Annotated in this window: 11 protein-coding genes; all 11 read right to left on the bottom strand. The window is 60.2% G+C overall.

Annotation, left to right across the window (positions count from 1 at the left end):
• Positions 1–75: 75 nt before the first annotated feature.
• Positions 76–1,779, bottom strand: a complete 1,704-nt coding sequence (locus JW799_RS13175) for a methyl-accepting chemotaxis protein (protein ID WP_205430167.1) — start codon at positions 1,777–1,779, stop codon at positions 76–78.
• A 494-nt stretch (positions 1,780–2,273) separates the two neighbouring features.
• Entirely contained in the window at positions 2,274–3,209 is a 936-nt protein-coding gene (locus JW799_RS13170) for a dihydroorotate dehydrogenase (protein WP_205430165.1), read from the bottom strand.
• Complete coding sequence (locus JW799_RS13165) at positions 3,206–3,994, bottom strand: dihydroorotate dehydrogenase electron transfer subunit (RefSeq protein ID WP_240353260.1); 789 nt, start codon at positions 3,992–3,994, stop codon at positions 3,206–3,208. Before JW799_RS13165 ends, JW799_RS13170 begins: the two co-directional genes overlap by 4 nt.
• Positions 3,991–5,244, bottom strand: a complete 1,254-nt coding sequence (locus JW799_RS13160) for a M20 family metallo-hydrolase (RefSeq protein ID WP_080835618.1) — start codon at positions 5,242–5,244, stop codon at positions 3,991–3,993. Before JW799_RS13160 ends, JW799_RS13165 begins: the two co-directional genes overlap by 4 nt.
• Before the next feature lie 116 nt (positions 5,245–5,360).
• Complete coding sequence (locus tag JW799_RS13155; RefSeq protein WP_080835279.1) at positions 5,361–6,134, bottom strand: ABC transporter permease; 774 nt, start codon at positions 6,132–6,134, stop codon at positions 5,361–5,363.
• A gap of 16 nt (positions 6,135–6,150) precedes the next feature.
• On the bottom strand, positions 6,151–7,215 hold the full coding sequence (locus JW799_RS13150) for an ABC transporter substrate-binding protein (RefSeq protein WP_205430164.1): 1,065 nt from the start codon (positions 7,213–7,215) through the stop codon (positions 6,151–6,153).
• A 2-nt stretch (positions 7,216–7,217) separates the two neighbouring features.
• Positions 7,218–8,006, bottom strand: a complete 789-nt coding sequence (locus JW799_RS13145; protein ID WP_205430163.1) for a phosphorylase family protein — start codon at positions 8,004–8,006, stop codon at positions 7,218–7,220.
• 19 nt (positions 8,007–8,025) lie between these two features.
• Positions 8,026–8,802, bottom strand: a complete 777-nt coding sequence (locus tag JW799_RS13140) for an ABC transporter permease (RefSeq protein ID WP_080835285.1) — start codon at positions 8,800–8,802, stop codon at positions 8,026–8,028.
• Entirely contained in the window at positions 8,802–9,545 is a 744-nt protein-coding gene (locus tag JW799_RS13135) for an ATP-binding cassette domain-containing protein (RefSeq protein ID WP_205430162.1), read from the bottom strand. Before JW799_RS13135 ends, JW799_RS13140 begins: the two co-directional genes overlap by 1 nt.
• A 206-nt stretch (positions 9,546–9,751) precedes the next feature.
• Positions 9,752–10,930 (bottom strand): phosphopentomutase, encoded by a 1,179-nt coding sequence (locus JW799_RS13130; protein ID WP_205430161.1) that lies wholly within the window; start codon positions 10,928–10,930, stop codon positions 9,752–9,754.
• Positions 10,927–12,234 carry a dihydroorotase gene (locus tag JW799_RS13125; protein WP_205430160.1) on the bottom strand — a complete coding sequence of 436 codons (1,308 nt, stop codon included), beginning with the start codon at positions 12,232–12,234 and terminating at the stop codon, positions 10,927–10,929. Before JW799_RS13125 ends, JW799_RS13130 begins: the two co-directional genes overlap by 4 nt.
• Positions 12,235–12,260: the final 26 nt, after the last annotated feature.

Genomic DNA, 12,260 nt, shown 5'->3' with positions numbered 1-12,260 from the left:
GCGACGGGGATACCGAAACTTGCCCCTCTAACGCAAAAAGCGCGCAGACGTCTTCGAGTCCGCGCGCTTCCCGGCTTACAGCTTGAAATGTTGAATTTTCGTTTGCAGCTCTTCGGCCAATTCGGCCAGCGACTGCGTGGCGTGCCGGATTTCCTCCATGCTCGAAAGCTGCTCCTGCGTGGAGGCGACATTGTCCCGGCTCGCCGCGATGCCCTGCTCCGCGACGCCGTTGACCACCTCCATCACCGTGACGATCTGCTCGCGGCTGGCGGCCAATTGCTCGATCGCTTCTTTCATGCCGGATACGTGCTCGGCCACGGAATCGACCGAGCCGTCGATCCGTTGGAACGCGGCTTCGGTATGCTTCGTTTGGGCGATGCCCTGCTCGGCTTCTTTCAGCCCGTGCTGCATGGACCGGTTGATGCGCTCCATCTCGGACCCGATTTGGCCGAGCAGGCCGGTAATTTGCTTCGAGGAGCCGGTGGACGATTCCGCCAGCGCCCGCACCTCTTCAGCGACGACCGCGAAGCCTCGCCCGGCTTCGCCGGCGCGTGCCGCTTCGATGGTCGCGTTAAGCGCCAGAACGTTCGTCTGCGTAGACAACTCCTGAATCGTGCGGACGCTGCGTTCGATTTCGGCGATATGGCGCGTCAGCATCCCAACGAACGAGCTCATGTCGCTTACGAACGCGTAAATCGAATTCATCTGGCCGGAAACGGATTGAACGGTAACCGCTCCTTCTTTGGATACGGCGGCCGCCTCGCCCGCAATATGGTACATTTCGTTTCCGACGGTTTCCAGCGTATCGATTTTTTCTCTTATGTACTCTACCGCGTCGTACGCATCCTGGGCGCTGTTCCTTTGCCGTTCCAGCGCTCCCGCCAATTTCTCGCTCGATGCGGCGATCTGTTCCGAAGCGAACGTTCCTTGCTCGGCGCTCGCGGAAAGCTGCTGCGAACTGGCCGACAGCGTCAGAGCGTTTTCCGCTACTTGCGAGATCAGTCCCCGCAGGTTGCCCATCATCGCATTGAACGATTCCGTCAGCTTGCCGACTTCGTCCTTATACGCATGCGTGCCTTTTACCGACAAATCGCCCTCCGCGGCCTTCCCCATCAAATCCTGCAATTCCCGAACCGGTTTCGTGATATAGCGGCTGATCAAGAGACCGAGCCACAGGAACAGGCCGATGAGCAGCAAGGAAATGACGATGACGATCGTTTGGGAGAGGGTGCGCTGGCTTTGCGTGCTCTCGTATAAATCGCCGGCGACTTGTTCGTTATAGACGGCCAGTTCGTTCAGCACGTCGCCGATCTGGCCCCCGAGAATGCTGACCTGATTGACAAAAACATCGTAGGCTTGCGCGTCCTGTCCGGATAACGCCAAGTCCATCAAGCTGTTCGCGGCTTCCCGATAGGCGGGAATCAGCTCTTTGTACCGGTTTAGCAGCTCTGTCGCTTTCGCGTCGTTTGCCGCGATCTTCTCCAGTTCGGACACGGAAGCATCGATTTCTTCCCTCAAATCTCCGATTCGCATCCGGAGCAATTCGTCCTTGGTCAGCATGAACTCCAGCAGCCGCGAATCGCTCGTTTCTTTTTTCAACTGTACGTTGCCGACGAGCTGGATAGGAGTAAGCCGTTCCTTGTACATCTCTTCCGAATTTTTCGACATGTCGTACGTATAGTAAAAACCGACAGTCGCGATGATGAGCATTCCGACAATGGCTGCCGAATTCAGCAGCAAAATTTTATAGCGAATATTCAGATTGCGAAGAAGAACCATGAAGCCCAACCTCCGAAATGCAAGATATACTGCTATACTGCTACATTCTGTCGTTGTTCGTTCATATCGCGGCGGATTTCCTCCAGCCATTCCCGCGCGACCCGTTCTCCCTCGATCACCGAGGGCATGTTGCATGGCATCGTCCGCGCCGGCCGCAATGGCTGCCTGTATCGTTCCGCTTGGGCAGCCACCCCGCACGCGATAATGGTCCTACCGTATCCCGCAAAACGCGAATTTGCTCCGGGCAAATGCCCGGAGCCTGAATGTCAAAACAGACCAGATATGCCGCCATCTCGGCGAATTTCCGCGAATCGCGAATGAGGTCTCGTATACTCGAGCCCCCCGGGATGCGTAACGGCGTCGACCGCGTCCCGGCAAGCGTCGAGAACGCGGAAGCTCTCGGTCCGGTCGGGCGTGTCGAGGGCAAGGATGATCCGCGATCGAGGACGATTCAGAAACATGCCTTCACATCCTTTGCCGAAATCCATGCAGACTTACGAGATCCGGACGCCGCCGATCAGTTCGTTTACGTCGCGAATCTGGTACTGAACCATGTAGCCTTTGATTTCCTCCAAAATATCCGTGAGCGCCGTCGGATTGATGAAGCTCGCGGTGCCGACCTGCACCGCCGTCGCGCCGGCCAGCATCATCTCGATGGCGTCTTCGCCGTTCATGACGCCGCCGCAGCCGATGATCGGCAGCTTCGATACCTGACGAACCTGGTAGATCATCCGCACGATGATCGGCTTGACGGACGGACCGGACAGGCCGCCCATGACATTGCCGATTTTCGGCCGCCGCGAATGGATATCGATCGCCATCGCCAAAATCGTGTTTGCGACGTTCAAGGCGTCGGCCCCGCCTTCCTCGGCGGCGATCGCGATTTCCTGGATGCTGGTCACGTTCGGCGACAGCTTGGCGATGATCGGCTTGTCCGTGACCTCTTTCACTCGGACCATCAGACGGCGGGTTACTTCCGGGTCCATCCCGAACGCGAGTCCGTTGCCCTTCAAATTCGGGCACGAGATGTTCAGCTCCAGCGCGGCCACTTCCGGCAGCGCGCCGATCGTTTCCGCCATCTCCGCGAATTCTTCGACCGAGTCGGCGGAGATGCTGGAAATGAGGGGCACGTCGTAGCCCTTGAAGGAAGGGATCGTCTTCGCAAGGTAGTACTCGAGCCCCTTGCTCTGAATGCCGATCGAATTGATCATCCCGCCCGGCACCTCGCACACCCGCGGCGTCAGATTGCCCTTGCGAGGCTCCTTCGTGATGCTCTTCGGAACGATCGCCGCGATGCGGTTGAAGTCGACGACCTCGTCCATCTCCTGCCCGAACGCGCCCGATGCCGGCATGATCGGGTTTTGCAGCCGCAGCCCGCCGATGCGGACTTCCAGATTCAACGTTTCCGGAGTGACGCGGGTTTCGCTCATGCGATCACCACCTGTTCGAGCGGGAATACGGGGCCTTCCTTGCACACCCGCACCGTGCGCACGGAGCCGTCCTGCTCCTGAATGTCGCACACGCAGGCGAAGCAGACGCCCATCGCGCAGCCCATGTTTTCTTCCAGCGCGATTTCCGCGAAAATATGCTTGTCCGCGGCCATCCGCTGCAGCAGCTCCGCGAGACGCTTGGAGCCGCACGTATAAGCCGCCGTAATGTTCTCCTCGCGGAAAATCCCCTCCAGCAGCTTCCCGACGGACGCCACGTCGCTGTTGCCTTCTTCGTCGGTGACCTTGTACACCTTCGCGCCGTAGCTTTCCAGCGTTTCGGCCGCGAGCAGGTCGTTGCGGCTGCGCGCGCTCAGCACCGCGACGCTCCTCACGCCTTTCTCGGCGGCTTCCTGCGCCAGCGCGGCCAGCGTGGCGATGCCGACGCCGCGGGCGAGCATCAGCATCGCCCCGTCCTCCGCGTTCAGGTTGAAGCCGGTGCCGAGCGGTCCGAACACGTCGGCCTTTTCCCCCGCCCGAATTTCCGTGAGCCGCTGGGTGCCGACGCCTTTGACCAAGTACAGGAATTCCAGCGTGCGTTCCCGCTTGTTGATTTTATAGATGCTGAACGGGCGCCGCAGCAGCGGATAAATTTCGTCCGCGCAGCGAACGTTGAAAAACTGTCCGGGCTTGACCTCGTCCGGAAGCTCCGCGGCGTCCACGACCATGTGCCAGTAACGCTCGCTGACTTGCCGATTTTCCAAAACCCGAAGCTTTGCCGCCTTCATGATCTCCCTCCTTCTCGGACGACCTCCGCGTAATGAAGAATCGCTTCTTCCAGCAGGAGAACGCCGTTCGCGATTTGCTGCAGCGAGCTGAATTCGTCCTTGTGGTGGCTGATGCCCTCGCGGCTCGGAATAAAAATAAGGCCTGTCGGGCACAGCCGCGCCATGTTCATGGCGTCGTGCCCCGCGCCGCTGACCATCCGGACGCCGGCAAGCCCGAGCTCCTCGCTCCTGCGCGTCAGGTAAGCCGCGATTTGCCCGTCGAGCGAGACCGGCTCTTCGTCGCTCAGCAAATGGAAGCTCGCCGCGAGGCCGCGGCGCGATTCCATATCGGCGACCGCGGCGGAGATGCGCTCCAGCACGGCGCGCCGGGACGCTTTGTCGGTGCCGCGGATATCGATTTTGAGCCTCGCCCGGTCGGGCACGACGTTCATCGCGCCGGGCGTTACCTCGCAGACGCCGGCGGTCGCCACCGTGCCGTGCGACGCCTCGGCCAACGCCGCTTCTTCCAGCCTCGTAATGATTTCCGCCGCTCCGATCAGCGCGTCCTTCCGCATGTTCATCGGCGTCGTGCCGGAATGCGACGCCTTGCCCTGAATCGTCAGCTCGAACCGCGTCGGCGCCGCGATCCCGGTGGCGATCCCGACCTGCAGGCCGCCGTTTTCCAGCACCGGTCCCTGCTCGATGTGCAGCTCGAGGAACGCCTTCAGTTCTTCCTTGCGCCGCGCCGCCGACTCGATGTTCTCGAAATCGAGCGACACTTCCGCCAGCGCCTCGGGAAACGTGACGCCGTCGCGGTCGGCCAGCTCTCTCAGCCGCTCCTTGTCGATCAGGCCCGCCATCGCCTTGCTGCCGATCGTCGAAACGCCGAACCGGGCCGACTCCTCGCAGGCGAACGAAATGATTTCGATCGGATGCCGGGTGGCGATTCCCCGTTCGTTCAGGCTTTTCACGACCTCGAGCCCGGCCGCGACGCCCAGCGTCCCGTCGTATCGCCCTCCGTTCTGGACGGTGTCCAGATGGGAGCCGCAGGCGACGGCCGGCAAGCCCGGATCGCTCCCTTCCCTGCGGGCGATCACGTTGCCGCAGGCATCTATCGTTACAGACAGCCCTTCCTCCCGGCATTGCCGGATAAACCATTCGTTGGCCGCCCAATGTTCCTTCGTATATGCGAGACGCGTGACGCCGAATTCCTCCGTCGCGCCGATTTCGTTAATGGCTTGCAAAATTTCGCCCAAGCGTTCCGCATTCATGCTTTTCACCTCATCCGAGCCGTGCATTGCCATGAGAGAAGAACACCCCTTACGTTTTCGCCTATCCTGCGATAGCCACAAACGTCGGGGCGTCCGTCAAACCTGTCGAACTCTCGTTACATGATGACTTGTTGCGATTCGTGCCAGTGAAGCAGCTTTTTCTCCGCATAATTCGCGAGCAGGTACAGAACCAGGCCGATCAGGCTGAGAATCAGCACCGCCGTTAAAATCATGTTGATGTCGTAGTTTTCGCTCCCGGAGATGACCAGGTAGCCGAGGCCGGCTTTGGCGCCGACCATTTCTCCGATGACCGCGCCGGTAATCGCGTAGGTGGTGGCCACTTTAACCCCTGCCATAATGGACGGCAGCGAGAACGGGACTTCCACCGAGAAAAACCGCTGCAGCGGGGACGCCCGAAGAATGTAGAGCAGGTCTTTCATGTTGTTTTCGACCGACCGGATTCCGATGATCGTGTTGACCATGATCGGGAAAAACACGCCGATGACGACGAGCGCCACCTTGGCGGAAGCCCCGAGGCCGAACCAGAGCAGGAACAGCGGAGCGATCGAAATTTTCGGAATGATTTGCGCCAGCACGATATACGGCGTCAGCAGCCGCTCGACGAGCGGGCTCTTGGCCAAAATATAGCCGATAACGAGTCCCGCCGCGCAGCCGATCAGAAAGCCGATCGCGATTTCGTACAGCGTCGTTCCCATGTGCTCTCCGAAACCGCTCATCGTCACGTTGTCGATAAACTTTTGCACGAACGCGCCCGGCGCCGGCAAAATTTGGGGAGGTACGCCCGATAGAGCGACGTACCCCTGCCACGCCAAAACGAAAACCGCCAGCGTGCCTATGAAAAGAATGGTCTTGCGCAGAGCGTTATTCATTAGCCCAGCCCCTGAGTTACTTCAAGTCGGTCACGACAAGGTCTTCCGCTTTGAAGTCGGTTTGGATGATCTCGTATTCCTTTTGCGCGTCGATCGCGCCTTGCCATCTCGTCAGATCGGCGGCGCCGAGGCCGTCCGTTTTCGTCAGATCGCTTTGCCACAGGTACGGAATGAACACTTCGTTGATGATTTTGGCCGTAATGGCCTGCTTGCCTTCGGCCGTTTGCGCGTACTTGGAGATGGCCATTTCGACGGCCGCATCGACGTTGCCGTCGATGATATATTGAATCGCCTTGTTCAAAGCCCCGTTAAAGGCGATAACCGTATCGCGGTTCGACTCGAGGAACTCGTCGGACGTAATGACGACGTTGCCGAAGGACGGCAGGAACTCGTCGGAACGGATTTCGGAAACGTCCACGCCTTGATCCTTCAGTTCGACCGTGCGCAGCATGGAGAACGTGATCGCGTCCACCTGGCCGTCGACGAGCGCGTTGACGATGGCGCCGGTGCCGACGATTTTCGTGTTGACGTCCTTGATCGACATGCCGTTCTTTTGCAGCATGACTTGCAGCTGGATATAGTTCGGGCTGCCGTAGCTCGTGACGCCGATCGTTTTGCCTTTCAGGTCGGCAGGGCTCGCGATGCCGCTGTCGGTTTTGAAGATCGTGGCGCCGAGGCCGTGCTGATACGTCGTGTGGACAACCTTGACCGGAATGCCCTGGGATTTGGCCGTAATGACGGAGTCGGCGTTCGGGAAGCCGAATTGGACATTGTTCGCGCCGACGTTTTTGACGATGCTGGCGGCGTCCGCGTAAACGAATTCGACGTCAAGGCCCGCTTCCTCGAAGTAGCCTTCCTCTTTGGCGACATACATCGGCGCGTAATAAGGCGTTGCCGCGCCGTCCATTTGCACGGTGACTTTCTTCACTTCCGTAGAGCCGGTGTCTTCGGCGCCGGCGGATGCGGTGCCCGTAGGCGACGGCGAGGCGGCCCCGTTGTTCGCGTTGTTGCCGCCGCCGCATGCGGCCAGGACGACCGTGAGCATAATGATGCTGAGCAAAAGACCCGTCAACTTTTTCACGTTTAGATATCCCCTTTGTGGATTAATATTTGTACGGCGCGAAGTGCCGCCTTACACAGTTTCAGCTGGCTTTCCTCGTAATCGACAAGCCATTTGTTCGTCGCCCGGTTCGCATGGACGACCAGCAGCGTGCCCGCGTAAGCGCCCATCAGGGACGCCAGCGTCAGAATCGTTTCCGATTCCATTTCCAGGTTCAGAACGCCGAGCCCCTGCATTTCCTCGATGATGTTCTCGCTGTAATTGTGCCGGCTGACGCTGCGTCCTTGCCCGTTGTAAAAGGAGGAGGTCGTCGCCCCGATGCCGAGGTGATACCGGTAGCCGAGCTCCTTGCACGCTTCGATCAGCGCCTGGACGACCGCGTAATGGGCGAGCGCCGGATATTCCGGGCGGGCGTAATGATTCGTGCTGCCGCCGAGACGGACGCTGCCGGTATTGATGATCAGATCGCCGCAGTCGATGCCTTCCTGGATGGCCGCCGTCCCGCCGATGCGCAGCAGGCACTTCGCCTTGAGCTGCAGCAGCTCGAGCACGGCGATTTCGGTCGAAGGCCCGCCGATTCCCGTCGAGCATACGGATACGGAATCTCCCTTGAAGTCGCCCGTTCCGATTTTGAACTCGCGGTTCGCGCCGACGATCTCGTAGCTGTCGAACAAGCCGCCGATCAGATCGACGCGGGCGGGGTCTCCCGGAAGGAGCACGTACGGAGCGACCTGCCCTTCGGAAATGCGGAGATGCGGAACCTTGTCGCCGTCATACATCGGAAAATCCGCGTTAATGAACGTATTGCTCACGATCTCTCGTCACCTCCCCTCAAACCTTGCCGCCGATTTGCTTGGAATCGTGCCAGAATAAGAAGCGGTTTTCCAGCGCCGCGACGATGGCATAGAAGATGATGCCGACGATCACGGTGTAAATGATGCTGGCGAACAGCATCGGCGAATTGTACGTCGTGCTGCCGTAAACGAGCAGGAAGCCCAGTCCGCTCTGTCCGGAAATGTACTCGGCCACGATCGAGGCGATGACCGCCTGGATCATGCCGACTTTCAGTCCGGCGAAAATTTGCGGCAGCGAGTGGGGAAGCTCGACCTGCACGATCCGCTGCCACCAGTTCAAGCCGGTAATTTGCATGAGGCACTTCATGTTGTAGCTGATGCTCTTGATGCCGAAAATCGCGCCCAGCATGACCGGGAAAAACACCATCGAAATGATCAGCACGAGCTTGGAAGCGAAGCCGAGGCCGAACCAGATGACGAACAGCGGAGCCAGCGCGATTTTCGGAGCCGTCTGCGCGAGCAGAATGAACGGCATGAGCGCTTCTTCCAAAATTTTCACCTTGCTGATCAGATACCCGACCAGATAGCCGATCAGCACGCCGAGCACGAATCCGGCCAAAATTTCGCCGGTCGTCACCATGAAGTGGTACAGGACGTTTTCCCGGGAAATCATGTCGACGAATTCCTTGCCGACTTCCGCCGGTCCCGGCAAAATGAACTTCGGCACGTCGAAAATGAGGACGTACAAATACCAGATCAGCACCAGAACGGCGATCGCGACGACGTATTGACCCAGTTTTCGAAGCGCCGACATTAACCCAACACTTCCCTTAGCTTTTTCACGTATTGGTTGAATTCGGGCGTCTCCTTCACGTCTACGGTGCGCGGACGCGGAAGGTCGATGTCGATGATTTCGTCGATTTTGCCCGGGCGCGGCGACATGACGATGACTCTATCGGAAAGAAAAACGGATTCCGCGATGCTGTGCGTGACGAACAGAATCGTTTTTTTCGTTTCCTGCCAAATGCGCAGCAGCTCGAGCCCCATCTTGTCCCGCGTCAGCGCGTCCAGCGCGCCGAACGGCTCGTCCATCAGCAGCACGTCCGGGTTGTAGGACAGCGCCCTGACGATGGATGCCCGCTGCTTCATGCCCCCCGACAGCTCGCGGGGATACGCTTTTTCAAACCCTTTCAGCCCGGCCAGCTCCAACAACTTGTCGAGGTTCGCCAGATTTTCCTTGGTCGCGAGCTTTTTGACCTCCAGCGGGAATTTGACGTTCTGGTAAACCGTCTTCCACGGGAGCAGCGTCGCGTCCTGGAACACGAAGCCGATGTTGTCCGCCGAGTTCTCCCAGTCGATCACGCCGTTCGTCGGCTTGTCCAGGCTGGCCAAAATGCGGAGCAGCGTCGACTTGCCGCAGCCGGACGGCCCGATAATCGAGATAAACTCGCTTTTCTTCACGTTCAGATTGATATTGGTCAGAGCTTGCACTTCGCGGCCGTCTCGGGCCTTGTAAATTTTATTGATGTTCTCGATGCGAATTGCCGTGCTGGACACGCCCGTTCACGCTCCTCGTTTGACAAAATTCCGTTCAATTCGACGTCCGTTAGAATAAAATCATTGTATAAATTAAGGTTGTTAAACAAAATGTCGCTTCGGACAAATTTGTCCGACTGCATTTGTCCGGATCCACAACGACAATGTCCGTCCGGTTGACACCCGGATTTTTCCTTCCGGTTAGTTATGTCCCGATTTTCCAATTTCTACAGCTGTCGCAGAAAGCTCGTCCCGACTTCCGGCGGATCGATCTTGAAGTTGTCCGCGATCGTCGCGCCGACGTCGGCGAACGTCGCGCGAACGCCGAGATCGCTCCCGCGCTCCATCCCTTTGCGCAGCGCCAGCAACGGCACGTACTCGCGCGTGTGGTCGGTGCCGGAATGGGTCGGGTCGTTGCCGTGGTCGGCGGTAACGATCAGCAGATCGTCTTCGCGCAGCGCGGCGGCCATGTCCGGAAGCTTCGCGTCGAAATACTCGAGCGCGGCGCCATAGCCTTTCGGATCGCGGCGATGCCCGTACAGCGAGTCGAAATCGACCAGGTTAAGAAAGCACAGGCCGGTAAAGTTCATGTTCATGACGCCGAGAAACGTCTCGATTCCGTGCGCGTTCGACTTCGTCGGCCAGCTTTCCGAAATGCCCTCGCCGGCGAAAATATCGGAAATTTTGCCGATGCCGATGCTGTCGTAGCCGTGCCGGACGAGCCCGTTCAGAACGGTCGGGCGCGGCGGCGCCACCGCGTAGTCCTTGCGGTTGGGCGTTCGCTCGTAGCGGCCGGGAGCGCCGGCGAACGGCCGGGCGATCACCCGCCCGACGAAATAACGCTCGCTCAGCGTGAGCTTGCGGGCTTTGGCGCAGATGTCGTACAGTTCCTCGAGCGGAACGGTGTCTTCATGCGCCGCGATTTGAAGGACGCTGTCGGCCGACGTATAGACGATGAGGCTGCCGGACTGCTGGTGCTCGGCGCCCAGCTCCTTGATGATGTCGGTGCCGGACGCCACTTTGTTGCCGATGACGCCCCGCCCCGTTTCCGCTTCGAGCTGCCGGATCAGCTCCTCCGGAAAACCCGAAGGATACGTTTGAAAGGCGACGTCCATCGGCACGCCCATCAGCTCCCAATGGCCGGTCAGCGTATCCTTTCCTTTGGACAGCTCGGCCATTTTGCCGTAATGGGCCCGCGGCGCCGCGACGGCCGCGATTCCGTCGACCGGCGCGATCGCCCCCAGGCCCAGCCGCTCCAGATGGGGGAGCGCCAGCGGGCCCGCGGCTTTCGCGATATTGCCGAGCGTGTGCGCCCCGGCGTCGCCGTAAGCCGCCGCGTCGGGCAGCTCGCCGATGCCGACGCTGTCGAGCACGATCAGAAACACGCGTTGAAACGGCTTCGTCATTGGCCTTCCGCTCCTCCCTTTCCGGCTCCGCTTTCGTCGTAAACCGTTTCGCCCGCCACCATCGTCCGAACGGCCTTGCCCTTCAGCTTCATGCCCGCAAAGGGCGAATTGTTCGACTTGGACCGGAACGCCGCGGGATCGACGATCCATTCCTTGTCCGGATCGATAAACGCGATATCCGCCGCCGCGCCCGGCGCCAGCGTGCCCGCGGGCAGGCCCATGATCCGGGCCGGGACGACGGTCAGCTTGGCGATCGCCTCCATCAGCGACAGTCTGCCCGTATGCACGAGCGCGGTAAACGTCAGCCCGACCGCGGTTTCGAGCCCGACCATGCCGAACGGCGCCTTGCCGAGCGGCAGCGCCTTCTCCTCGGCCGCATGCGGCGCATGATCCGTCGCGATCGCGTCCAGCGTGCCGTCGGCAAGCCCGGCGATGACGGCTTCGACGTCGGCCGCCGTGCGCAGCGGCGGATTGACCTTCGCCAGCGTCCCGTGCGTGACGACCCGCTCGTCCGTCAGCGTGAAGTGGTGCGGCGCGCCTTCGGCCGTCACCTTCACGCCCCGTTGCTTCGCCTCGCGGATGAGCTGCACGCCGCGCGCCGTCGAGACGTGCTGGATGTGCAGCCTCGCCCCGGCATCCTCCGCGAACAAAATGTCCCGCGCGATGACCAGCTCCTCCGCGAGCGCCGGAATGCCCGGGTCGCCGACAGCTTCGCTCGCCCTGCCCCGGTTCATCGCCCCTTCGGTCACGAGCGAATGCTCCTCGCAATGGGAGCTGATCGGAATGTCGAGCTCGGCCGCCGTCCGGAACGCTTCCAGCAGCAGCTTCGGATTCATCGGCGACCGGCCGTCGTCGGTGAACGTCACCGCTCCCGCCTGGGCCAGCGCCCTCAGATCGGTCAATTCCTCGCCCCGAATGCCATAGGTGATCGCGCCGGACGAGTACACCCGGACGACGCCTCGCTCCCGGCCGGTTCGCAGCACGTACTCCAGCGTCTCCGGCGTATCGATGGCCGGCTTCGTGTTCGGCATGCAGACGACCGAGGTGAACCCTCCGGCCGCGGCCGCGAGCGAACCGGTCTCGATCGTTTCTTTATGCGTAAAGCCCGGATCGCGAAAATGCACGTGAATGTCCACGAGGCCCGGCACGACGAGCAGACCGGACGCGTCGATAATGCGGTCCGCCTCCCCTTGCAGGCTGCGGCCGACGGCCGCCACCTTGCCGTCCTCGATCCATAGGTCCGCTTTTTCCTGCAGGTTCGTGTCGGGATTGATGACCGTCCCGTTTTGAATAAGCGTTTTCAAATCGATCTCACTCCCTGACCAAAGCA

This window comes from Cohnella algarum (assembly GCF_016937515.1).
GTDB lineage: Bacteria > Bacillota > Bacilli > Paenibacillales > Paenibacillaceae > Cohnella > Cohnella algarum.
This window is presented reverse-complemented; position numbering and strand designations above follow the sequence as displayed.